The following is a 24007-nucleotide window of genomic DNA, read 5'->3' on the forward strand; positions in this document are numbered from 1 at the left end:
CGCATTGCCTCATTCAAAATGTTACTGGAAAACTTCTCGCCCATGATTGGGTCGGTGCCACCGAATTGGTTCGGTGGCCACTATGGCGGGAAAGATCAGCATGGGCGCGCGGCGCGAAGTGGTGTCAGCGGTGACGGAGCAATACCAGTCGGCCAAGCGGGCGGAAAAGGGACGGATCCTCGACGCGCTGTGCGCGACGACGGGCTGGCATCGTAAGCATGCGGTGCGCATACTCCGGCGGCGCACGACGGTTGGGCCCAGCGAGGCCGAGAAACCGCAAGAGCGTAAACGTAGATATGGTACGACGATCAAGGACGCGATGACGGCGCTGTGGGAGGCGTCGGATCGGGTGTGCGGCAAGCGGCTCAAGGTGATGGTCCCGACCTTGCTGCCGGCGCTCGAGCAACATGGCCGATTGCGGCTTGGCCAGGCGGACCGTGATCGTGTTCTGGCCATCAGCGCCGCCACCATTGATCGCCTGCTCGTCGATGTGAAGATTGCGGCGAGCGGCGGCAGGCGGCGCCGTGCCGGATTCTATTCGGCAATCCGGCGCGAGGTCCCGATCCGCACGTTCAATGACTGGAACAGCCCGGTGCCCGGCTTCTGCGAGGTCGACATGGTCGCCCATGGCGGCACGTCGGTGGCCGGCTCGTTCATCCAGACCCTGACGATGGTCGATATCGCCACTGGCTGGACGGAGTGCCTGCCGTTGCTGACGCGGGAGGGTTCGCTGGTCGTCGAGGCGATCAACCGCGCACAGAGCCTGTTCCCCTGGTTGTTGCGCGGCGTTGACTTCGACAACGACAGCGCCTTCATGAACGATGTCGTCGTGCCATGGTGTCGCGAACAGAAGCTCGAAGTGACGCGCTCGCGCGCGTACAAGAAGAACGATCAAGCATTCGTCGAGCAGAAGAATGGTGCCGTCGTCCGCCGCCTCATGGGCTATGGCCGCTTCGATGGCGTCGAGACGGCGCGCGTGATGGGCCGCCTCTATGCGGCCGCGCGGCTCTACGTCAACTTTTTCCAGCCGTCGTTCAAGCTGAAGGAGAAGCGTCGCGAAGGGGCTAAAGTGATCAAGCGCTATCATCCCCCATCGACGCCCTACGAGCGTGCATTAGCGCATCCCAAGGTGACCGCCGCCGTGAAGAAACGGCTGCGCGATCAGTATCGCTCGCTCGATCCGGTCGCGCTGTTGGCCGAGATTCGCGCAACCCAGGACGAACTCGGCAATCGCGTCGATCGTCGTGCCGGACAGGCGCGTGGCCTGCAATCCGTTCACACGAGCAACGCGCCGGTGACCGCGGCGACGTTCGCGAAGACGCTCGGCAAGAGGGTGACCGCCGGCGAGCCGCGTGCCACGCACCGGCGGACTCGTCGGCCCTATAAAACCAGGGTTCGCATGCCGTCCAAGCTCGACCCGCATATTGCTGCTGTCGAGGGCTGGCTCGCGGAGCAGCCGCAACTGACGGCGCTCGCAATCGTCGGTCGGCTGAGCGAGACTCACCCCGAGGAGTTCGGGGCGAGACAGCATTCGATCGTGCAGCGCCTGCTAAGGGCGCTTAGACAAAAGACGGCCGAGCAGTTGGTCGCGGAGCGGCCGCTTGCGGATGCCCCGACCGCCGCTCCATCGCCCGGGGTTGTGGACGGCTCGGGCTATGTAGGGCCCGACCCGCCCACAGCCCCTCTCGTCGAGCAAGCCGGGAAAGCTACCTGGCGCGGCCGATCAGTCGACCTCGCATCCGTGCCATCAGGGTAACAGTTGCTGATGCGGCAATACGGACATCGATATTCGGCGCCGAGCCGACGCGGTCGGACAGCCCGATCCCGCGCCGATCGAAAACGATCAGGCGCCCGAGCTTCATCAATGACGCCAGAAACGTCCGGCTCGCGGGATGCTCCCAGGCGCGCTCCACATGCGAGACGAAGCCGGGCATGACCAGGATATCGAGCGGCCCGTTGCCATAGACCTGATACGCCAGATGGACGCCCGCGCCCTTGACGTAGCGCGTCGTCGGAAGCGCATGCGGCGCGGCGGCGGGACTCATCAGCGCTTCGGTCTCGGCTTCCGGCGCAACACCAAGCTCGTCGCGCAGCCGCTGCGCCAGCGCCGCGTGATGCCTCTCCGCCGCGCTGCGGTCGCCGGCGAGCAGCAGGCTCCGGATCAGATGCCGGCCATAGACTTCGCTGAACGGATCGAGCTCGACCAGGCGGCCCGCATGCCCGGTCGCTGCAAAATGTTCGCCGGCGGCATTCTTGTCCTGCACCAGCCGCTCCAGTGCGTGTACGAGCCGCCCCCGCAGTGCCTCGCGGCGAAAGAACGCCCAATCGTCGAATTCGGGAGAATCCTCCGGTGAGAAACCCGCCAGGAAGTCGCCTCGATAAATCTGGCAGGCCTGTTCAAACGCGCCGCGGTCGCAGGCGCTTTCGAACAGATGTGCGTCGATCGTCAGCTCGACCGTCGGAGACCATCGCACGCTGGTGCGGTCAGTCTCGAAGACCGGCTCGCCAAGCGCGAGTTCGATGCGATGAAGCAGGCGCCGCAATCGCGCCAGCCCGGTCTCGCGGTCGGCCTCGGGCCACAACTGCGTGGCGATCACGTCCCGCGCAACGGCGCCCTTGGCCTCGGCGAGATAAACCAGCAGCGCAAGCCCCTTGCGCAGGGCAAGCTTGATCGGGCGGCCGTCGGCTTGGACCTCCGGGAACCCGAACGTCCCGAGCGAGAAAGCCGTCATGGACATCCTTCCTTCCCGCGCAGCAATCCCGGGGACGCACAGGGGACGGTCGCGCGGTAGCCATCGGGCCAGATCGAGCCTCTTCGCCGGCGAGCGATTCAGGCTCCTGCATGCGGCACCGCTCCAACAGGCACAATAGGAAAAACCATGGTCTCGCGCGTCCTGATCCTGCTCTACGCCCTCGTGAGCTACGCCCTGTTCACGGTCTCATTTCTCTATGCACTTGGTTTTGTCGGCAATTATGTCGTGCCCAGCTCAATCGACAAGTCAATCGACAAGTTGATCGACGTCGGCAGCCCCGCGCATTTGAGCGAGGCCATCGTCGTCAATTTGCTGCTGATGAGCCTGTTTGCCATCCAGCACAGCGTGATGGCGCGACCGGCGTTCAAACAATGGTCGGCCAAATTCCTTCCCGCCGCCTGCCAGCGCAGCACTTACGTGCTGCTCTCCAGCCTGATCCTCCTCCTGCTGTTCTGGCAGTGGCGTCCGATCCCGACGCCGATCTGGCAGACGAGCGGACTTGCGGCCTGGCTGCTGACCGGCGTGCACTGGCTCGGCTGGCTGATCGCGTTCGCCTCGACCCACATGATCGATCATTTCGATCTGTTCGGCTTGCGTCAGGCTTTCCTCGCGTGGCGCGGGGCCGAGATGCCCAGCCAATCTTTCCGGACACCACTGCTATACAAGATCGTGCGGCATCCGCTCATGCTTGGCTTCCTGCTCGCGTTCTGGGCGACGCCCGAGATGACCGCCGGCCATTTGCTGTTCGCGCTCGCAAACACCGCCTACATCCTGATCGCGTTGCGGTTCGAGGAGCGGGATCTGATCGCCGAGTTCGGCGCGACCTATCAGCAATATCGCCAGCGCGTTCCCATGCTGGTGCCGCGTCTGTTCATGCGCCGCCAGACCGGAGATCGCCGGCCTGTTGGAGAATCACAATGAAGGCGATGCTATGTAGCTCCTTTACCGGACCCCAAGATTTGCACATCCGTGAGATCGCCGACCCGAAGCCGGCCGATGACGAGATTCTCATCGACGTCCATGCGGCGTCGGTGAGCTTCATGGACCAGTTGCTGGTCTCGGGCCTCTACCAGATGCGGCCACCTCTGCCCTTCGTGCCCGGCACGGAAGCCTCCGGTGTTGTCGTCGCAATTGGCGACAAGGTCACAAAATTCGCTCCCGGCGATCGGGTGGCGTGCAGCACCTGGATCGGCGGCTACGCCGAACGAATGATTGCCAAGCAATCAAAGAGCGTGCGCCTGCCTGATGGCGTCGCGTTCGAAGCGGCAGCGACGGTGCTGCACAATTACGGCACGGCCTATTATGCGCTGGTCGAGCGAGCACGGGCGCAACCTGGCGAAACCGTGTTGATCACGGGCGCGGCCGGCGGGGTCGGGCTCGCCGCCGTCGACCTCAGCCGCCACCTGGGCTTGCGCCTGATCGCCGGTGTCGGCTCCGACGACAAGGCCGCGCTGGTGTGCAGCTATGGCGCCAGCGATGTCATCAATTATCGCAGCGAAGACATCCGCGACCGGATCAAGTCGATCACGTCAGGACATGGCATCGATATCGGCTTCGACACTATCGGCGGCGCGATCCTCGAGCAGATGGCCCGGCTCATGAGCTGGGGCGGCCGGCTGATGCCGATCGGCTTCGCCAGCGGCGCTATTCCGTCGATCCCGATGAACCTGCCGCTTCTCAAGAACTATGCCATCATCGGCGTCTTCGCCGGCGCCTGGGCCGAGAGATTTTCCACGGAGGCCGCGCGCATGAACGACACGCTGATGCAATTGCTGGCCGACGGAAACATCCGCCCGCACATCGATCGCATCCTCCCTTTGGAGGAGGCCGCTGACGCCATGCGCGCAGTCGCCAACCGCACGGTTCAGGGAAGAATTGTCCTCAAGATCCGGTAGAGTGCGCGTGGCCTGGCAAGACAGGAAGGCAAGTTTTGACCGAGATCATCATCGACAAGCGCTATTGCGGTCCGCCGAACTCCGGCAATGGCGGTTATGTCTGCGGCCGGCTCGCCCAGCACATTCCCGGCGGCGCCGAGGTGACGCTGCGCGCGCCCCCTCCGCTGGACACGCCGCTCGCACCGATCGCGACGGGTGACGGCACATGGGAGCTCCGCGACGGCGCCAAGGTCGTCGCGACTGGACGCGCGACCAGCGTCGAGCTTGCGCGGCTAGAAACCGCCAGCTTCGCGGAAGCATCCGCCGCCGAATTGCTGACACCGGTGAAGCCGCACGAACATCCCCTGCCGACGTGTTTCGTCTGCGGTCCCGCAAGGGCGAAAGGAGACGGCCTGCGCATTTTTGCCAGTCCCCTCGGGCGTCATGCACAACGCCCCGTTCTCGCGGCGAGCTGGACGCCGGATCCGAATCTCGCCGCCGAAGACGGCCTGATCGCCCCCGAATTTCTCTGGTCGGCACTCGATTGTCCCACCGGCTTTGCCTGCAATTGCGATCCGCAGAGCAGCACCGTCGACAAGACGCCGCTCCTGCTCGGCCGGATGTCAGCGCGGATCGAGTCCCGCCCGCGCCCCGGCGACCGCTGCATCATCACGGCCTGGCCCACCGGCCGCGACGGCCGCAAGCGCACGGCCGAAGCTGCGCTGCATGACGAAGCCGGGAAGTTGCTGGCGGTGGCGAAGACGACATGGATTGCAGTCGAGCGCGAGGTGCAGCTCGGACGCGGGTGACGGTCTCGTAGGGTGGGCAAAGCGAAGCGTGCCCACCACCGCGTTCGAAGACAAAGATGGTGGGCACGGCGCTACGCGCCTTTGCCCACCCTACGAGACTTCGCGTGACGCAGCCTACGCGCTTTGCTCGATCATCTCCTGCAGCCGTACCAACTCGGCCTCGATATCCCGCTCCACATCGGCGGCCCGGATCTCCATCACCCGATAATCTCGCGCCTCCAGCCACGCCCGTCGCGAGGCGCGGTCAGCGGCAATCGTCTCGCCCTCGCCCGGGTTGACCAGCTCGATCGCGATCCGGTGCGAGAATGAGACGAAGTCCGGGATGTGACGGCCCACCGGAGTCTGGCGCTTGAATTGTCCAGCGAAGCGGCGATCACGTGTCAGCGCCTGCCAGAGCAGGCGCTCGGCATCGGTCGGGTTGCGGCGGAGCAGGCGCGCGAGGCCGCGCACGGTGGAGCCGCTGTCGGGCATGCCGCCGCCCTGCCCGTGCTCGGCCAAGAGCGCACGCAGCCGCGTGGCCTGCTCGCCGTCGAGCACGCCGCCCTTGGCCGGGCCCTTGCGTCCCTCGGCGATCGCCATCACCACCCCATGGAGGGTATGCATGTCCTGCTTGGTTGGCTCCATCCGGCTGAAGATGTTGCGCAGGTTCACCAGCATGGTGTCGCGCTTCTCGGCCGGGCGCAAAAACTCGACCCGATCGAGTTCGCGGATAAGGTTGTCGAAGAAGGCCCCCATCTGGTGCTGCGAGGCGCGCTCGGAGCGCTCCGGCATGGCGTGCGGCAGCTCGCCCGAGGTCGCCCGCTTGAACCATTCGTAGCCAACCAGCAGCACGGCCTGGGCGAGATTGAGCGAGGCAAAGCCTGGATTGACCGGGAAGGTGATGATGCGGTTGGAGAGCCCGACCTCCTCGTTGGTCAGCCCCCAGCGCTCCCGGCCGAACAGGATGCCGGCCTTGCCGCCGGTCGCGACGTGCCCGGCGATCTCGGCCGCGGCAGCCTCCGGCCCGACCACCGGTTTGGCCTGGTCGTGGGGGCGCGCGGTGGTGGCGAACAGCAGGTCGAGGTCGGCAACCGCCTCACCGACCGTGTCGAACAGTTCGACCTTTTCCAGAATGTGGTCGGCGCCGGCGGCGGCCCGCTGTGCCGCGATGTTGGGCCAGCCGTCGCGGGGGTTGACGATGCGCAAGCGGCTCAGGGCAAAATTACCCATGGCGCGTGCGGCCATGCCGATGTTTTCCCCGAGCTGCGGCTCGACCAGGATCACGATGGGACCGTCGAGGGCGAGGCCCGCCTTGGTCTTGTCAGTCCCCGACATATCGTTTCGCTTTCACACTGTCTCTCAAGGCCTTGCCAGGGCGCTCTTCAGGAATTGATTCAAAGCCGGTTCAGGGCCGGCTGCCCGCTCGCCTGTCGTTTGCCTGTCCTGACAAAATTCTCAAGGGAAATAACGGGGTTAGATTCGACTTTTGAATCTCTCCTGAAGCTTCAGGCCCATCCCGCGGCGGGACCGCTTCAGGCCCCCCATCCGTGGAAGCTGGCTGAGCTAAAAGTGCATAATCACTTGGCTTTCGCCCGCCGCGGTCCGGTGCTAAGAGGCGGCGGATATTCACGTTGGCGCGCCGCAAGCGCCGTTCCCAAGAGGGCTTCCCCGATCATGGCAAAAATCAAGGTATCCAATCCCGTCGTCGAACTCGATGGCGACGAGATGACCCGGATCATCTGGCAGTACATCAAGGACAAGCTGATCAACCCGTTCCTGGATGTCGAGCTGCAGTATTTCGACCTGGGCATGGAGTACCGCGACCACACCAACGATCAGGTCACCATCGACGCCGCCGAGGCAATCAAGAAGGTCGGCGTCGGCGTCAAATGCGCCACCATCACCCCGGACGAGGCTCGGGTGAAGGAATTCAACCTCAAGCAGATGTGGAAGTCGCCGAACGGCACCATCCGCAACATCCTCGGCGGCGTGATCTTCCGCGAGCCGATCATCTGCAAGAACGTGCCGCGCCTGGTGCCCGGCTGGACCAAGCCGATCATCATCGGCCGCCACGCCTATGGCGACCAGTACCGCGCCACCGACTTCAAGTTCCCGGGCAAGGGCACGCTCTCGATGAAGTTCGTCGGCGAGGACGGCACCGTCATCGAAAAGGAAGTGTTCAAGGCCCCCGATGCCGGCGTCGCCATGGGAATGTACAACCTCGACGATTCCATCATCGACTTCGCCCGCGCCTCGCTGAACTACGGCCTGTTGCGCGGCTATCCGGTCTATCTCTCGACCAAGAACACCATTCTCAAGGTCTATGACGGCCGCTTCAAGGACATCTTCCAGGACATCTACGACCGCGAGTTCAAGAAGGAATTCGAGGCCAAGGGCCTGACCTACGAGCACCGCCTGATCGACGACATGGTCGCCTCGGCGTTGAAATGGTCCGGCGGCTATGTCTGGGCCTGTAAGAACTACGACGGCGACGTGCAGTCCGACACGGTCGCGCAGGGCTACGGCTCGCTCGGCCTGATGACCTCGGTGCTGCTCACCCCCGACGGCAAGACGGTGGAAGCAGAAGCCGCTCACGGCACGGTGACCCGGCACTACCGCGAGCACCAGAAGGGCAAGGAGACCTCGACCAACTCGATCGCGTCGATCTTCGCCTGGACCCGCGGCCTGTCGCACCGCGCCAAGCTCGACAACAACGCCGAGCTCGCCAAGTTCGCGAACACGCTGGAGAAGGTCTGCGTCGACACCGTCGAGGAAGGCTACATGACCAAGGACCTCGCGCTGCTGGTCGGCGCCGACCAGCGCTGGCTGTCGACCACCGGCTTCCTCGACAAGGTCGCGGACAATCTCACGAAGGCGTTGGCGGCGTAAGCTGGCAACCGCAATTTCGCCCGGCTGGGTCGGACATCATCACGGGCCGCGTCTGAAAGCGCGGCCCGTTCGCTTTTAGTAGAGCCCTTCGCGGAGATGCGACCATGTCGACCAGGTTTGCTGCCCCCTGCCTGCTGATGCTCGCCACCATGGCCGGGCCGGCTTCTGCTGCGGAGACGCTGCCCGACGCCGTCGCCGCGCCCGGCGAGACCGTCGTGCTCAGCGTCCACGCTGAGGGCGCGCAGGTCTATGAGTGCAAGGCCGGCACCGACGGCAAGCTCGCCTGGGCGTTTCGCGAGCCGATCGCGACGCTGCTCGCCGAGGGCAAGACCATCGGCCGGCACTACGTCGGACCGAACTGGGAGCACGCCGACGGCAGCGCCGTGGTCGGCAAGGCCATCGGGAGCGCGCCGGGCGCCACGGCCGCCGATATCCCCTGGCTGAAGCTGGAGGTCTCCTCGCGCCGCGGCAGCGGCGTGTTGACGCCGGTCACCACCGTCCAGCGCATCAACACCCATGGCGGCAAGCTCGACGGCGCGTGCGACAAGGCCGGCGAATTCAAGAGCGCGCCCTACTCGGCCGAGTATGTTTTCCTGAAGAAGGGCTGACCGCTCAGCGGTCGGTACCTTCGCGCTCCGCCTGCGCCAGTTCTGCCGCGGCGAGATCGCCGGTCTCTTCCAGCCGCGCTCTCGCCGTCTCCTGAACGTGGGCGGCGAGCGTCGGCATGCGCGCGATCAGGGCGTGAAAGTCCTGGGCATCCAGTAGCAGGAGCCGCGTCTTGCGCGTCGCCGTCACCGTGCCGCTGCGTTTGGTTTTGTGCAGCAGCGCGATCTCGCCGAAGAAGGTGCCGTCGCCAAGCCGCACATGCTGGCTCGGCAGCGCGATCTCGACCTCGCCGGCGGTGATGAAATACATCGACAAGGCCACATCGCCTCGTCGTACCAAAACCTCGCCCTGCTCGATGGTGCGGGCGCGGAGCAACCGCATGATGTCGGCGATCTCCCCGGCCGACAAATGCGAGAACAGCGGCACGCGGGCCAGCATGCCCCAGGTGACGACGAAGTCGCGCCGCTTCACTTCCTCCGCAAAGGCGGTGGAGATGATCGCGACCGGCAGCGCGATCATGGCGAAGCCCGAGATGATCGTGAAGACGGAGATGATCTTTCCCAGCGCCGTCACCGGCACGACGTCGCCATAGCCGACGGTGCCGAGTGTCACGATCGCCCACCACATCGCGTCCGGAATGGTGCCGAGCTTGTTCGGCTGCACATCGCGCTCAATAGCGTAGAGCAGCGAGGCGAAGGTCAGGACCGCGCCAGCGAGGATGACGAGGCAGCCGATCAGCGCGCGCCGCTCGGCGTGCACGGCGGCCAGCAGCGAGCGCATCGCCGGCGAGTACCGTATCAGCTTGAAGAACGGCAGCACGCCGAGCGCGGCCAGCGTCGCGTGTCGTCCCGTGACCAGCACCACTGCGGCAGGCAGGAATGCCATGAGGTCGATGATGCCGAGCGCTGAGAAGGAATAGCCGAGCCGGTCGGCAAGCGGCGAGCCCTTGCGCGGCGTGTGGCCCGCCACCGTCCAGAGCCGCGCGGCGTATTCCAGCGCGAACACGATCACGCAGAGGATGGTGACGGCCGAGAACAACACACCGAACTGCGCATCCAGCTCCGGCACCGAGGCGAGGATCATCGCGGCAACGTCGAGCACGATGACGCCGATGATGATCTGGATGAAGCGCGGCCCGGCGGAATAGGCCAGCGGATCGTGCTCCAGCAATTCGTAGAGGCGATCCCTCAAGTTGGGATCGCGCAAGCCACGTCCTCGCGGAACGAGGCCCATCGTGATTTAAGCGCCTGCCGCTTTTGGTTCGAGCATGGCTTTTTCGATCGCGGCAAGCGCCTCGGTCGCCTTGGCGCCATCCGGGCCGCCGGCCTGCGCCATGTCGGGCCGGCCGCCGCCGCCCTTGCCACCCAGCGCTTCCGAGGCGACGCGCACCAGGTTCACGGCATTGAAGCGCGAGGTCAGGTCGGCGGTGACGCCGACCACGACGCCGGCCTTGCCGTCCTCGGTGACGCCGATGATAGCGACCACGCCGGAGCCGATTTGCTTCTTGCCATCGTCCGCAAGGCTCTTGAGATCCTTCATCTCGATGCCTTCGACCGCACGCGCCATCAGCTTGACGCCGCCGGCCTCGCGCACGCCGCTGGCCGCACCATTGCTGCCGGCTGACGCACCGCCGCCCATCGCGAGCTTCTTGCGGGCGTCGGAGAGTTCGCGCTCGAGCTTCTTGCGCTCCTCCATCAGCGCGGTGATGCGCGCCGGGACATCGTCGATCGAGGTGCGCAGCTCGTTGGCCGCGGTCTTCGCCAGCGCCATGGTCTCGTTGGCATGCCGGCGTGCGTAGTTGCCGGTCAGCGCCTCGATGCGGCGCACGCCCGAGGCGACCGCGCTCTCGCCGGTCAGCGTGATCAGGCCGATATCGCCGGTGCGCCGCACATGCGTGCCACCGCAGAGCTCGACCGACCAGCCTAGCGCGTTGGTGCCGCGCTCGCGCGCGGTCCGGCCCATCGAAACGACGCGGACCTCGTCGCCATATTTCTCGCCGAACAGGGCGCGCGCCCCGGCCTCGCGCGCTTCATCGACGCCCATGACGCGGGTCGTGACCTCGTCGTTCTCCAGCACCACGTCGTTGGCGATGTCCTCGACGCGGGCGAGCTCTTCCGCCGTGATCGGCTTCGGATGCACGAAGTCGAAGCGCAACCGATCGGGCGCGACCATCGAGCCGCGCTGGGCGATGTGGTCGCCGAGCACCTGACGCAGCGCTTCATGAATGAGATGGGTCGCCGAATGATGCGCGCGGATCGAGGAGCGCCTGCCGTGATCGACCTCGAGCTGCAGCGCGGTACCAACCTTCAGCTTGCCGCTCTCGACCGTGCCGACATGAACGAAGAAATCGCCGAGCTTCTTCTGCGTGTCGGTGACGCGGAACTTGACGCCGCCTTCACCCGTCAGCACGCCGGTGTCCCCGACCTGGCCGCCGGACTCCGCATAGAACGGCGTCTGGTTGAGCAGAAGCGCGCCGGTCTCGCCGGCCTTGAGGCTCGCGACTTCCTGCCCATCCTTCACCAGCGCGGACACCACGCCTTCGGCGCTCTCGGTTTCGTAGCCCAAAAATTCAGTCGCCCCGAGCTTCTCGCGCAGCGGAAACCAGATCGCCTCAGACGCCGCCTCGCCAGACCCCTTCCAGGACTCGCGCGCCTTGGCCTTCTGGCGCTCCATCGCGTCGGTGAAAGCGGACTGGTCGACGCCGATGCCGCGCGACTTCAGCGCGTCCTGCGTCAGGTCCAGCGGGAAGCCATAGGTGTCGTACAGCGTGAAGGCGACGTCGCCGTCGAACATGTCACCCTTCTTCAGGGACGCGCTCTTTTCGTCAAGGATGGCCAAGCCGCGCACCAGCGTCTTGCGGAAGCGGGTTTCTTCCAGCCGCAGCGTTTCCTCGATCAAATTCTCCGCCCGCATCAGGTCGGGATAGGCCTGGCCCATCTCGCGGACCAGCGCCCAGACCAGGCGATGCATCAGCGGCTCTTTCGCGCCCAGCAGCTGCGCATGGCGCATCGCGCGGCGCATGATCCGGCGCAGCACATAGCCGCGACCTTCGTTGGAGGGCAGTACGCCATCCGCAACGAGGAAGGCCGAGGAACGCAAATGGTCGGCGATGACGCGGAACGAGGCGACGGTTTGCTGGTTCGGCCCGCTGCCGAGCGCCGACGCGGTCGCATCGATCAGGTGACGGAACAGATCGGTCTCGAACACGCTGTCGACGCCCTGCATGATGCAGGCCATGCGCTCCAGCCCCATGCCGGTATCGATCGAGGGACGCGGCAGATCCACGCGCTCCTCCTTCGTCACCTGCTCGTACTGCATGAAAACGAGATTCCAGAATTCGAGGAAGCGATCGCCGTCCTCTTCCGGCGAGCCCGGAGGGCCGCCCCAGATGTGGTCGCCGCGGTCGATGAAGATCTCCGAGCACGGGCCGCACGGGCCGGTGTCACCCATCGCCCAGAAATTGTCCGAGGTCGGGATGCGGATGATGCGGTCGTCGGAGAACCCGGCAATCTTCTTCCAGAGCCCGTGCGCCTCGTCGTCGGTGTGGTAGACCGTGACGAGCAGCTTGTCCTTGTTGAGCCCGAAGTCTTTCGTGATGAGCTTCCACGCCAGCTCGATCGCGCGCTCCTTGAAATAGTCGCCAAAGGAGAAGTTGCCGAGCATCTCGAAGAAGGTGAGATGGCGCGCGGTGTAGCCGACATTGTCGAGGTCGTTGTGCTTGCCTCCGGCGCGCACGCATTTCTGCGAGGTGGTGGCGCGCTGATAGGGCCGCTTCTCGACGCCGGTGAAGACGTTCTTGAACTGCACCATTCCGGCATTGGTGAACATCAACGTCGGATCGTTGCGCGGCACCAATGGCGAGGACGACACGATCTCGTGGCCGTTCTCGGCAAAGAAGTTCAGAAAGGTCGACCTGATCTCGTTGACGCCGCTCATGTTCATCCAATCGGGTGTGCTTGGACCCGGAAATACGCCATCCAAACCGGTGATTTGGGCTGATATCTGCGGGCCAAAGCGCTTTTAGACAAGGCCAGCTTCGCTGTCCAGAAACTGTGCAGAGAGATCAGTGGGTTGCCGCAGGCGCGTCCTCCCCCTTGCAATCCCGTTGAAAGCCGCAAAGCCTGCGTTGACAGGCTTGGCCGGGCTGTGGTCTGTACCCATCTGTATCGTACGGCCACGTCGGGAGAGACCGGCTCACTTGCCGGCGCCGAAGGAGCAACCGCCCCGGAAACTCTCAGGCAAAAGGACCGCGTGGCTTTGACGACATCTGGAAAGAGGCGCCGACGGGCTTAAGGCCCGGACTGCGTCCGCCGACGGGATAATACTCTCAGGCACAGCGACAGATGGGGCTTCGACTGGTGTCCATCGGGGAATCGTCCCCGGGGAACCGCCGAGGGCCCCTGTGATGCTTGCGCGTGACGACAAAGACTCCCTGAAACGTACCCCCCTCCACAGCCTTCATGTGACGCTCGGCGGCAAGATGGTGCCGTTCGCGGGCTATGACATGCCCGTGCAGTACCCCGCGGGCGTCCTGAAAGAGCACCTCCAGACCCGCTCATCCGCCGGTTTGTTCGACGTCTCCCATATGGGCCAGATCGCGCTCAGGCCGAAATCGGGCAAGGTCGAGGACGCCGCCCGTGCGCTGGAACGGCTGGTGCCGCAGGATATTTTGGCGATTGCACCGGGCCGGCAGCGCTACGCCCAGTTCACCAATAAAGATGGCGGCCTTCTGGACGATCTGATGGTCGCCAATTTCGGCGATCATTTGTTCCTGGTGGTCAACGCCGCCTGCAAGGCCGAGGACGAGGCGCATCTGCGCGCGAACCTCTCCGATACCTGCATCATCGATTCGCTCGCCGACCGCGCGCTGATCGCGCTGCAGGGCCCGAAGGCCGAAGCCGCACTGGCGAAATTGTGTGCAGAGGCGCCATCCCTGAAGTTCATGGATGCCGGTCCGCATGAGGTCGCCGGCCTCGCCTGCTTCGTCTCGCGCTCCGGCTATACCGGCGAGGACGGGTTCGAGATCTCGGTCCCCGCAGCGGAGGCCGAACACCTTGCCAAAACGCTCCTCGACAATCCCGAAATGATGCCGATCGGCCTCGGCGCCCGCGACAGCCTGCGGCTGGAAGCCGGGCTCTGCCTCTACGGCCACGACATCGACACCGCGACCACGCCGGTCGAGGCCGCGCTGGAATGGTCGGTGCAGAAGAGCCGCCGCAGCGGCGGCGCCCGTGCCGGCGGTTTTCCCGGCGCCGAGAAAATCCTCGCGCACTTCGACCACGGCGCATCTCGTCGCCGCGTCGGCCTGCGCGCTGAAGGTCGCGCGCCGGTGCGCGAAGGCGCGCTGCTGTTTGCTGATAGCGCAGGGCGCGAGCCGATCGGAAAAGTCACCTCGGGCGGCTTCGGCCCGAGCCTGAATGCGCCGGTCGCGATGGGTTACGTGCCCACTGCCCTGAGCGCGCTCGATACAAGACTCTTCGCCGAGGTGCGCGGGCAACGCCTGCCACTCACCGTCGCCGCCATGCCTTTCGTGAAAAACACCTACAAACGCTGAGGACTTAAGAAGATGACCACGACGCTGTACACCACCGACCATGAATGGCTCGCGATCGACGGCGATGTCGCAACCGTCGGCATCACCGATTACGCGCAGTCCCAGCTCGGCGACGTCGTGTTCGTCGAACTGCCCAAGGTCGGCCGCGCGCTGAAGAAGGCAGAAGCCGCCGCCGTCGTCGAATCGGTGAAAGCCGCCTCCGACGTCTACGCGCCTGTGACCGGCGACGTGCTCGAGACCAACGACGCGCTCGCCGCCGAGCCCGCGCTGGTGAACTCGGACGCGCAGGGCAAGGCCTGGTTCTTCAAGGTCAAGATTGCCGACAAGAGCGAACTTGGCGGCCTCATGGATGAAGCCGCCTACAAGGCGCATACGGCGTGAGGATATGAGCCGAACAGTCTCCCCATACTCACTGTCATGCCCCGCGAAGGCGGGGCATCCAGTAAACGCAGCCGCCTCGGCTAGAGCCGATTGGCCGCGGCGTACTGGATCGCCCGCCTTCGCGGGCGATGACAGCAATCCCTAAAGCGAGGACCCATGATGACCGCGCACCGCAAATCCAATGGCGACACCACCACTTTCGCTCGCCGCCACATCGGCCCGTCGGCGCGCGATGTCACTGCAATGTTAGAGGCGGTCGGCGCCAAAAGCGTCGACGCATTGATGGCGGAGACGCTGCCGGCCTCGATCCGGCAGGCCGCCCCGCTCGATCTCGGCAAGCCCTTGAGCGAGACCGAGGCGATCGCGCATATGGCCGAGCTCGCACGGCAGAACCAGGTTTTCACCTCGCTGATCGGCCAAGGCTATTCCGGCACGATCCTGCCTGCGGTGATCCAGCGCAACATCCTGGAGAACCCGGCCTGGTACACCGCGTATACGCCCTACCAGCCCGAGATCAGCCAGGGCCGGCTGGAGGCGCTGTTCAACTTCCAGACCATGATCTGCGACCTCACCGGGCTCGACGTCGCCAACGCCTCGCTGCTCGATGAGGCGACTGCCGCAGCCGAAGCCATGGCGCTCGCGGAACGGCACTCGAAGGTGGAAGCCAAAGCCTTCTTCGTCGACAAGGACGTGCATCCGCAGACGTTAGCTGTAATGCGCACCCGCGCCGCGCCGCTCGGCTGGTCGCTGGTCGTCGGCGATCCCCTCACCGATCTCGACAAGGCCGACGTGCTCGGTGCGCTGCTGCAATATCCTGGAACCTCGGGCGCGGTGCGCGACCTCAGGCCGGCGATCGCAGCGCTGAAGGCCAAGGGCGCGCTGGCGATCGTTGCCGCCGATCTGCTGGCGCTGACATTGCTCGCCTCGCCCGGCGAGCTCGGCGCCGACATCGCGATCGGCTCGGCGCAACGCTTTGGCGTGCCGATGGGCTATGGCGGGCCGCATGCGGCCTATATGGCGGTGCGCGATGCACTGAAGCGCTCGCTGCCCGGCCGCATCGTCGGCCTCAGCGTCGACTCGCGTGGTGCCGCCGCCTATCGCCTTGCGCTGCAGACCCGCGAGCAGCACATCCGCCGCGAGAAGGCGACCTCCAACATCTGCACCGCGCAGGTGCTGCTCGCCGTGATCGCCGCGATGTATGCGGTCTATCATGGCCCCGAGGGGCTTGCGCAGATCGCACGCAATGTGCATCGCCGCGCCGCGGTGCTGGCCGCCGGCCTGCGCAAGCTCGGCTTCGCGCAGCAATCCGAAGCCTTCTTCGACACGCTCAGCGTCGACGCCGGCGCCAAGCGCGCCGAGATCATCGCGCGCGCAGCCGCCGAGAAGATCAATCTCGGTGTTGATGAAAGCGCGTTGCGCATCGCGCTCGACGAGACCACGACGCCGGCAACTGTCGAAGCGGTCTGGCGCGCCTTCGGCGGCCAGCTCGCTTACGCCGAGATCGATGCCACCACGCGCGAGGCGCTGCCGGAGGCGCTGAAGCGCGCAACCTCCTTCCTCACCCATCCCGTTTTCCACGCGCATCGTTCGGAGACCGAGATGCTGCGCTACATGCGCAAGCTCAGCGATCGCGACCTCGCGCTCGACCGCGCGATGATCCCGCTCGGCTCGTGCACCATGAAGCTGAACGCGACCACCGAGATGATGCCGCTGACCTGGCCGGAATTCGGGTCCTTGCATCCCTTCGCCCCGCACGAGCAGGCCAAGGGCTACCAGGCGCTGTTCGCGCGGCTTTCGAGGTGGCTGTGCGACATCACCGGCTATGACGCGATCTCGCTGCAGCCGAATTCGGGCGCTCAAGGAGAGTATGCCGGCTTGCTCGCGATCCGCGGCTATCATGCCGCGCGCGGAGAGACGCACCGGAAAATCTGCCTGATCCCCTCCTCCGCCCACGGTACCAATCCGGCCTCGGCCGCGATGGTCGGCATGGAGGTGGTGGTGGTTGCCTGCGAGGTCAACGGCGACGTCGATGTCAACGATCTCCGCGCCAAGGCGGAGAAGCACTCGAACGATCTCGCTGCGGTGATGATCACCTATCCCTCGACGCATGGCGTGTTCGAGGAGCATATTCGCGAGATCTGCGACATCGTGCATGGCCATGGCGGCCAGGTGTATCTCGACGGTGCCAACCTCAATGCGCAGGTCGGCCTTAGCAGGCCCGGCGATTACGGCGCCGATGTCAGCCATCTCAACCTGCACAAGACCTTCTGCATCCCGCATGGCGGCGGCGGCCCCGGCATGGGCCCGATCGGCGTAAGAGCGCATCTCGCGCCGTTCCTCCCCGGCCATCCGGCGACCCAGGCTGACGCGTCGGTCGGCCCTGTCTCGGCCGCGCCGTTCGGTTCGGCGTCGATCCTCACCATCTCCTACATCTACATCCTGATGATGGGCGGTGAAGGCTTGAAGCGCGCGACCGAGATCGCGATCCTCAACGCCAATTACGTCGCAGCCCGCCTCAATGCGTACTTCCCGGTGCTCTACAAGAATGCAAAGGGCCGCGTCGCGCATGAGTGCATCGTCGATCCCCGTCCGCTGAAGACGACATCTGGTGTTACGGTGGACGACATCGCCAAGCGCCTGATCGATTACGGCTTCCATGCGCCGACCATGAGTTTTCCGGTACCGGGCACGTTGATGATCGAGCCGACCGAGTCGGAATCGAAGGCGGAGCTGGATCGGTTCTGTGACGCCATGATCGCGATTCGCAAGGAAATCGCCGAGGTGGAGGCCGGTCGTTTCAAGATAGAAGCCTCGCCCTTGCGCCACGCCCCGCACACCGTGCACGACATCGCCGATGACGACTGGAAGCGCGCCTATACCCGCACTGAAGGCTGCTTCCCCGCAGGCACATCGCGCACCGACAAATATTGGTGCCCGGTGGGCCGCGTCGACAACGTCTATGGCGATCGCAACCTGGTGTGCTCGTGCCCGCCGGTGAGCGATTACGCGGAAGCCGCGGAGTAAGACGCGACGCAGCTTCGTAGGGTGGGCAAAGCGAAAGCGTGCCCACCGCTCTGTGCACGTTGAGATATGGTGGGCACGGCGCTCGCGCGCCTTTGCCCGCCCTACGATACCGACTCAAGGCGCAACCAGCGTACGGTTTCGTCGATCCCACCGCCACAGTCGATCGTTGGTAAGCTCGGTACCGCCCCACCAGCGGTGGATTGGGTTATGCTTGGAGAAATCCTCATCGCTTTCGCTATCCATAATCGCGCGCCCGAGGTCCGTTAGCGTCATCCGACCTTCCTTGGGTTGATGGCGAAGGGCCTCCTTGCTCTTGTCGAGCGGCGTCTCGCCAAATTCGATGATCGCCGGCTTCGGACAATCCACCAGTTTGTCGAGCAATTCATCCGCCTCCCGCTCGTCGTATACCTCGCGGAACTCGGCCGCACGAAGTACCCTTCTCCGCTCGGTACCCTCGTCCTCGATCCACCCCAGCATTCCCATCTCGTTTTCGCCGAGACCCGTGTGCAGATCGGGCAACTCTTCGAGTATGGTGATAAGAGCGGGCCGCAGTCGCGGAAACTTGGTCAGATCCGTCGAGAGCAGATCAAAACAATGCTCAGGTGTGGGAGCTCGCCAAGCATTCCAGGCACGCCCGGCCATCGTAAAGTGAGCGTCCGTGACTTTGAACACCGGCAACTTCCATCTCGCGACGGATTGCGGGTGGTAATTGCCAGCCGAATCGTCAGTCTGTACGAGGCTCAGCTTCGTTGTGAACTCCTTGTACGGACGAAGGAGGTTAAGCAACCAGACAAGGACGAGCTGATCGTTGGGCCACGGATCGGCCCACACCTCGATCGAATCGAATTTCGCGCAGAGATCGAACAGGCCGATATCCCGGGTGGCGAAATCTCGCAGCGAACTTCGCGCGACGTCATCGAGCCAGTGATCGCCGACATTGCAGTGCTTCGTCGAACGCCGCTCCAGTCCGATCCAAAGCTGCTCCTCGGACGGCAATTGGCCGCAGACGAAGCGAAGGCCAAAGCCAATGGCGACGTTGGCTCTGTTGGCACGTCGCAAACGATCTGCTCCCAGATGGCTCGTCGCCAGGATCAAATGTGACACGATCAGCTCCCAACAATTGATCACGCAATGGAGATGCAGCTTGAGGAACGCACGCGTTAGTCAGGCGGGACCAATGAACGGTTCTCACGGTCCCATCGCCAGAGCCGTTCGTTGGTCAGCAGCGTGCCGCCCCACCAGCGTCGGATCGGATTGTGGCGACGGAAGTCCTCGCGCCCCGCAAGGACGGCTAGGCCAAACTCCGTCAACGACAGCCGGCTCCGGCGATAGGCGGCGTTGCGACCTCGCGTATCGTGCTGTGGGAGGGCTGCGAGTTTCGGATCGAGACCCGTGATCGCCGGCATCGGGCCGGACGCCAGCCCTTCGAGCAAAGGGCCAAGCTCCCATTGGTCAAACACGCGCGTTTCGAGCAACCCGCCCGGCTGAAATAGCTCCTTGGTCCGGTTGCGGCCCTCCGCAATCAACTCGAGGAGCCGCGCTTCCGTCGCGCCCAGTCCGGTGATCGGTGACGGCAGCTCCGCCAACAATTGCTCCATCGCCGGCTTCAGGAAGGGCAGCCTGGGGAAATTCCTGCCGAGCAGTCCGAAACAGAGCTCCGGCGTTGGTGTCCGATAAGCTTCCCAGGCCACCCGGGCAGCTTCGAGATCGCTGTCCGCGACGTCGAACTCCCGCACGGGACGATCGCGAAGCTCCGCGACGTCGGCTCCGAGCAAGTCGAAATCGACCAGCCGCAATCGCAGACGCTCGGCCATGGATGGGTGGGAACGCAGATAGTCGAGGATCCAGATCAATAGCAATTGACTGTTGGGTTCGGGATCGAACCACAGCTCGGTGAGATCGACACCGTAAGCGTCGCAGAACCAGACCAATCCAAGGTTCTTGTGCGCGAGACCCGTCTGGGAGGACCGCCTGACGAGGTCGGACCAATGCACTTCGGGATCGCGTGGGTACATGCGACCTTCGAGATATTGGTCAAGATGGTAAGACGTGGGCAGCGGTCCCGAAACGAACCGAAAGATCAACGGGGCGACCAAGTCGTCGCGGTCCACATGAATGAGACCGACGCCGGACGAGCTGGTCAGGATTACACGCCTCATGTCCGAGGTGCCCTCACACAAAACGAAACGGGCACCGAAGACGTCGGCAACTCAACGTCCTCAGCGCCCGCTCCTCGCGAAATTATTCCGCGTTAGAACTTACTCGTCCGCAGGCTCCTCGCCGTCGGTGTCGCGCTCGGGCGCGCCGGCCAGAATCTGCTCGGCGATCAGGCCGGAGTTCTGGCGGATCGAGGTCTCGATCTTGGCGGTGATGTCGGGGTTGGCCTTCAGGAACGCTTTCGAATTCTCGCGACCCTGGCCGAGGCGCTGGCTGTCATAGGAGAACCAGGCGCCGGACTTCTCGACGATGCCGGCCTTGACGCCGAGATCGAGGATCTCGCCCATCTTGGAGACGCCCTCGCCGTACATGATGTCGAACTCGACCTGCTTGAAGGGCGGCGCCAGCTTGTTCTTGACGACCTTCACGCGCGTGGTGTTGCCGACCACTTCGTCGCGCTCCTTGATCGCGCCGATGCGGCGGATATCGAGGCGGACGGAGGCGTAGAATTTCAGCGCGTTGCCGCCGGTCGTGGTTTCCGGCGAGCCGTACATCACGCCGATCTTCATGCGGATCTGGTTGATGAAGATCACCATGGTGTTGGACTTGTTGATCGAGGCCGTCAGCTTGCGCAGCGCCTGGCTCATCAGGCGGGCCTGAAGACCCGGCAGCGCATCGCCCATCTCGCCCTCGAGCTCGGCCTTCGGCACCAGTGCCGCAACCGAATCGACCACCAGAACGTCGACTGCACCCGAGCGCACCAGCGTGTCGCAGATTTCCAGCGCCTGCTCGCCGGTGTCCGGCTGGGAGATCAGGAGCTCGTCGATGTTCACGCCGAGCTTGCGGGCATAGACCGGATCGAGCGCGTGTTCGGCGTCGATGAAGGCGCAGATACCGCCCTTCTTCTGCCCTTCCGCCACCGTGTGCAGCGCCAGCGTGGTCTTGCCCGAGGATTCCGGCCCGTAGATTTCGACGACACGTCCCTTCGGCAGACCGCCAATGCCGAGCGCGATATCAAGCCCGAGCGAGCCCGAGGAGACCGCCTCGACATCCATCGAACGGTCGTTCTTGCCGAGCTTCATCACCGAGCCCTTGCCGAACTGGCGCTCGATCTGGGAGAGCGCGGCGGCCAGAGCTTTACTCTTGTCCATGGAAGATCCTTCGACGATACGCAGGGCAGTGGTGGACATTGGTCGAGCTCCTTATGGCGAGGATTCGCGTGTGGGACAAACGATTGGCGTGGCGGGTCGTCGATAAAAACAACGTACACCATTTGTTCTAGGTTCGCAATATGTTCTTTTGCAAAAGATGGTACTGGCCTGTTTCCGACCTTGGTGGGCCTAATTTGATTTTCGCAGTGGCCTGATTTGTCGGTTCCATCAAAAGAACCTATGCAGTAGCTTCTCCGCCCATCTCGGGGAGACGGGGGATGGGGATGGAGCTTTTTAGGGCTCAGAAGGTTGCTGAGGGGCCGGGCAACTCAACGAGGCGATGTCACTTCTGCGATGAGACGCAAGAGATTGTCCGAGTGATAGTGGATGCAGACACTGGGCACAGCCTCCAAATGTTCGAGTGCGAGCACTGCGGAGAGCGAAGCTGGGATGATTAAGGCCGCCTCAGTTGGCGGCCCCTTTCTTTTTGATCTCAATCTCGGCGTCGTTCCCATGCGAGATTTGAGCTCCGGTTCCTTTTGCCCGCCGAACCGCTTCGCGATCTAGTCTTCATAGGCAAGTTTGTCCGGCGCACTCCGCCCCATTTTCATTGAGTGTCCTAATTCCCCCCTGCGGGTATAGGAATCGAAAGGGGCCGCCTCGCAGCGACCCCTTGCCGGTTACAATCTTGTTCGGGATGAAATACCAGCCCCGGCGATGCCCATCGTAGCGGGATCAAAAATCCAAGTGGATTCCGGATAACTACCGTTCGCGACATTGTCCTAATCCGCGAGAGCGACTGTCCTGATTAGGACAGGTGCCCCGATCAAGCGGGGGCGGGCCGCGAAGCCGAAAGTAAGTCGCCTCAGTTGACAGAAGCCGGGCCCTTCGCGTCCCCAAGGACAAGCAGCGCCAGAGGCGCCAGGGGACCGATCGCGGCGGCGATCCAAAGCCACTTTCCGGACGGCCTGTTGCGCTCGTGCGCCATCGCGCCTGCGAGCGGGATTGATCCAATCGAAATGATGACGAAAAGCCAAAAGCCCATGGCCATCTCCGGTTTGACGCGGCACGATAGCATGAAGGCGCATCAAAGACGCAGAGCGTTGCCGTCATAATTTCGCAATCCTTCGGCACAGAACTTTTCCGCGGCTGCCGGCTTTCCTTGGGGAATGGGGCCGCCACCATGGGGGATTGGATCATGACGGAAGACACGCAGCACCATGCCAGCAGGCGCAATTCCTTGCGCGAGGCAGCGCTCGAGGAGATGCTGAAGTTCGAGCGCAAGGAAAGCGAGTTCCGCAAAAAGGACCGCGCGGAGCGTGCGGCCGATCTCCGCCTGCCGCTGGACGAGATCAAGGTGCACTAGAAAACGCCAGGCGAAACAGGCTGTTGCCTACTGTGCATGGGGTTGTTTTTGCGCTTTGGCGGCCGTAGCCGCCTGAGCTGCAGTTACATCAGCGCCAGCAGCACGATGCCGATGACCAGCACCACGAAGCCAGCCGCCGTCGCGGCGGCAAATGACCGCTCTACCTTATCCATAATGCCACCCCGCTATCGACGCGCCACGTATCCCCCATGGCTTCGCCGTGCGCGCAAAGTGTCGCCAATGGATGTGTCTGAAGTTGTGCGGGGGGATGTCTGAATTGGGACGTGAGAGCGGCTCTCAACGTCGCCACAAGCCCCGCGCAAGCCAGCGTAAGGCGCCTGTAAGCCGAATGATCTAGCGTCGCCTTGCCCGGCGGACCAACACCGGGCCTCCATACCCAGTCGACCCCGCTCTCCCCTGAGCGGGGTTTTCTGTTTTTCGGCGACCAGATGCGCTGCCGACTCATGGAGCTCGATTGGGGATTCGACGTGAGCTTCGACTTGCGATCCGATCCGTCCCGGACTGTCAGGCTGTCGTAAGCTGAACGGGCTACGGTCGTCTGGCTATGGTGTTGCAGCCCAGCACCTCAGCCTCCAATAACCTCCTACCCGCCCGGGTTTCCCGTGGCGGGGTTTTTCTTGCGCGCGGGCATGGATCCACCGCGCGTGCTCCTCGCGCATGCCTTCGTGGTTCTCCGATCATGAACAGAGTTCCTGGTCGGGGCAGCCTGTTACCGCCTGCCGCCAGCGGTGATAGGCGGTTCCGCGCGGGCCCCATCGGCTCCATCTTTCGGAATCCAATTTCGCTTGTTTCGAACTGCGCGCGCTTGCTGAATTCCGAGAGCTATCCGCGACTTAACGGCACATTTTGCTTGCCGATCGAATATTACGACGCCCAACATGTTACCCGACATGGCAAGGTGAATCGTGGAGGTGACCATGAATCACAGGGGCGTTGAGTTCACGGTTGCAAAGACGGCGATCCCGGGCGTCTGGCAATGGCAGTTCCGGATCGGCGACGAGACCAAGACAGGCAAGACCGAGACGAAGATAGACCTGCTGGCGATCCGTCGCGTGCAGTTGCGCATCGATCGGGAGCTGAAGGCCATTGGCCAGAAGAAGACGGGCCTGATCCGGCAGGTTGAGAGGCCGGACCAAGGCTAGTCGGCACTGGGCAGCCGGCGCATGGTGAATTCGATGTCGCCGCCGGGCAGTTCGCGCCAGTTCTCGACTTCGCTCATGTAGCCGGCCTTGGGATAGCGCGCGAAGAAGGCCTGCGCCCTTGCCCGTGCCGCCGCGCGCGGCAGGGTGAAGCTCTCGCGCAGATACCCGTCGCCGGCCTTCTCGCCTGATCCCGCGGCCGGCTTGCGCCGGCGCGCCATCCGCTCGGCGAGGTCCCGCGGGCGGTCCGCCATATCCTGCCTCCTCAACGCTACACTGCGAGGGAATGTAGGATCAGAGCCGA

19 protein-coding genes, 1 pseudogene and 1 riboswitch are annotated in these 24007 nt (G+C 64.1%); of the genes and pseudogenes, 11 read left to right on the plus strand and 9 right to left on the minus strand.

Annotation, left to right across the window (positions count from 1 at the left end; genetic code table 11):
- Positions 1 to 82 precede the first annotated feature (82 nt).
- Positions 83 to 1756, plus strand: coding sequence for a DDE-type integrase/transposase/recombinase (locus tag YUA_RS0134220; RefSeq protein ID WP_027533615.1), 1674 nt, complete (start codon positions 83 to 85; stop codon positions 1754 to 1756).
- On the opposite strand, the pseudogene YUA_RS45950 reads toward YUA_RS0134220, so the two are convergent.
- A pseudogene (locus YUA_RS45950) lies at positions 1734 to 2732 on the minus strand (BTAD domain-containing putative transcriptional regulator); the annotation flags it as partial. The gene YUA_RS0134220 and the pseudogene YUA_RS45950 sit on opposite strands and share 23 nt — an antisense overlap.
- 147 nt (positions 2733 to 2879) lie before the next feature.
- On the opposite strand from YUA_RS45950, the gene mddA reads away from it, so the two are divergent.
- The 3 genes from mddA to YUA_RS0134240 are packed head-to-tail and all read left to right on the plus strand — an operon-like array spanning position 2880 to position 5436.
- Positions 2880 to 3674: a methanethiol S-methyltransferase gene (mddA, locus tag YUA_RS0134230; protein WP_027534715.1), complete on the plus strand. Its 795-nt coding sequence runs from the start codon at positions 2880 to 2882 to the stop codon at positions 3672 to 3674.
- Positions 3671 to 4648: an NADPH:quinone oxidoreductase family protein gene (locus tag YUA_RS0134235; RefSeq protein WP_027534716.1), complete on the plus strand. Its 978-nt coding sequence runs from the start codon at positions 3671 to 3673 to the stop codon at positions 4646 to 4648. The genes mddA and YUA_RS0134235 overlap by 4 nt, the downstream gene beginning before the upstream one ends.
- 35 nt (positions 4649 to 4683) lie before the next feature.
- Positions 4684 to 5436 (plus strand): PaaI family thioesterase, encoded by a 753-nt coding sequence (locus YUA_RS0134240; RefSeq protein WP_027534717.1) that lies wholly within the window; start codon positions 4684 to 4686, stop codon positions 5434 to 5436.
- A 114-nt stretch (positions 5437 to 5550) separates the two neighbouring features.
- On the opposite strand, the gene YUA_RS0134245 is transcribed toward YUA_RS0134240, so the two are convergent.
- On the minus strand, positions 5551 to 6750 hold the full coding sequence (locus YUA_RS0134245; RefSeq protein WP_027534718.1) for a TrmJ/YjtD family RNA methyltransferase: 1200 nt from the start codon (positions 6748 to 6750) through the stop codon (positions 5551 to 5553).
- Positions 6751 to 7089: 339 nt separating this feature from the next.
- Here YUA_RS0134245 and YUA_RS0134250 point away from each other — a divergent pair, with 339 nt between their 5' ends.
- Together YUA_RS0134250 and YUA_RS0134255 are read left to right on the plus strand one after the other, a co-directional pair.
- A complete protein-coding gene (locus tag YUA_RS0134250) occupies positions 7090 to 8304 on the plus strand; it encodes an NADP-dependent isocitrate dehydrogenase (RefSeq protein WP_027534719.1) in 1215 nt (404 codons plus the stop codon).
- A 104-nt stretch (positions 8305 to 8408) separates the two neighbouring features.
- Positions 8409 to 8912, plus strand: a complete 504-nt coding sequence (locus tag YUA_RS0134255; RefSeq protein ID WP_027534720.1) for a DUF3455 domain-containing protein — start codon at positions 8409 to 8411, stop codon at positions 8910 to 8912.
- 4 nt (positions 8913 to 8916) lie between these two features.
- Here the strand turns inward: YUA_RS0134255 and YUA_RS0134260 are convergent, their stop codons facing one another.
- Both YUA_RS0134260 and alaS read right to left on the minus strand, forming a co-directional pair.
- Complete coding sequence (locus YUA_RS0134260) at positions 8917 to 10143, minus strand: cyclic nucleotide-gated ion channel (RefSeq protein WP_027534721.1); 1227 nt, start codon at positions 10141 to 10143, stop codon at positions 8917 to 8919.
- A gap of 6 nt (positions 10144 to 10149) precedes the next feature.
- Positions 10150 to 12846 (minus strand): alanine--tRNA ligase, encoded by a 2697-nt coding sequence (alaS, locus tag YUA_RS0134265; RefSeq protein ID WP_027534722.1) that lies wholly within the window; start codon positions 12844 to 12846, stop codon positions 10150 to 10152.
- 234 nt (positions 12847 to 13080) lie between these two features.
- Positions 13081 to 13169: riboswitch (glycine riboswitch) on the plus strand.
- Between the two features lie 146 nt (positions 13170 to 13315).
- Here alaS and gcvT point away from each other — a divergent pair.
- The 3 genes from gcvT to gcvP all read left to right on the plus strand — a co-directional run bounded on the left by gcvT (position 13316) and on the right by gcvP (position 17869).
- Positions 13316 to 14464 carry a glycine cleavage system aminomethyltransferase GcvT gene (gene gcvT, locus YUA_RS0134270; RefSeq protein WP_027534723.1) on the plus strand — a complete coding sequence of 383 codons (1149 nt, stop codon included), beginning with the start codon at positions 13316 to 13318 and terminating at the stop codon, positions 14462 to 14464.
- 12 nt (positions 14465 to 14476) lie between these two features.
- Positions 14477 to 14845 (plus strand): glycine cleavage system protein GcvH, encoded by a 369-nt coding sequence (gene gcvH, locus YUA_RS0134275; RefSeq protein WP_027534724.1) that lies wholly within the window; start codon positions 14477 to 14479, stop codon positions 14843 to 14845.
- 159 nt (positions 14846 to 15004) lie between these two features.
- On the plus strand, positions 15005 to 17869 hold the full coding sequence (gene gcvP / locus YUA_RS0134280; RefSeq protein ID WP_027534725.1) for an aminomethyl-transferring glycine dehydrogenase: 2865 nt from the start codon (positions 15005 to 15007) through the stop codon (positions 17867 to 17869).
- A gap of 114 nt (positions 17870 to 17983) precedes the next feature.
- Here gcvP and YUA_RS0134285 read toward each other — a convergent pair whose 3' ends face one another.
- The 4 genes from YUA_RS0134285 to YUA_RS0134305 form a co-directional block, all read right to left on the minus strand.
- Positions 17984 to 18973: a hypothetical protein gene (locus YUA_RS0134285; protein ID WP_063627839.1), complete on the minus strand. Its 990-nt coding sequence runs from the start codon at positions 18971 to 18973 to the stop codon at positions 17984 to 17986.
- A gap of 56 nt (positions 18974 to 19029) precedes the next feature.
- Positions 19030 to 20028, minus strand: a complete 999-nt coding sequence (locus YUA_RS0134290; protein WP_027534727.1) for a hypothetical protein — start codon at positions 20026 to 20028, stop codon at positions 19030 to 19032.
- 99 nt (positions 20029 to 20127) lie between these two features.
- Positions 20128 to 21216 carry a recombinase RecA gene (gene recA, locus YUA_RS0134295; RefSeq protein WP_027534728.1) on the minus strand — a complete coding sequence of 363 codons (1089 nt, stop codon included), beginning with the start codon at positions 21214 to 21216 and terminating at the stop codon, positions 20128 to 20130.
- 826 nt (positions 21217 to 22042) lie between these two features.
- Complete coding sequence (locus YUA_RS0134305; protein ID WP_156947462.1) at positions 22043 to 22222, minus strand: hypothetical protein; 180 nt, start codon at positions 22220 to 22222, stop codon at positions 22043 to 22045.
- A gap of 153 nt (positions 22223 to 22375) precedes the next feature.
- Here YUA_RS0134305 and YUA_RS51330 point away from each other — a divergent pair, with 153 nt between their 5' ends.
- Positions 22376 to 22543, plus strand: a complete 168-nt coding sequence (locus YUA_RS51330) for a hypothetical protein (RefSeq protein WP_084293057.1) — start codon at positions 22376 to 22378, stop codon at positions 22541 to 22543.
- Between the two features lie 938 nt (positions 22544 to 23481).
- A complete protein-coding gene (locus YUA_RS45955) occupies positions 23482 to 23706 on the plus strand; it encodes a hypothetical protein (RefSeq protein ID WP_035972517.1) in 225 nt (74 codons plus the stop codon).
- On the opposite strand, the gene YUA_RS0134325 is transcribed toward YUA_RS45955, so the two are convergent.
- Positions 23703 to 23957: a hypothetical protein gene (locus YUA_RS0134325; RefSeq protein ID WP_027534731.1), complete on the minus strand. Its 255-nt coding sequence runs from the start codon at positions 23955 to 23957 to the stop codon at positions 23703 to 23705. The genes YUA_RS45955 and YUA_RS0134325 overlap by 4 nt on opposite strands.
- Positions 23958 to 24007: the final 50 nt, after the last annotated feature.

It is taken from the genome of Bradyrhizobium sp. WSM3983, from assembly GCF_000473045.1.
In the GTDB taxonomy this organism is placed as follows: domain Bacteria; phylum Pseudomonadota; class Alphaproteobacteria; order Rhizobiales; family Xanthobacteraceae; genus Bradyrhizobium.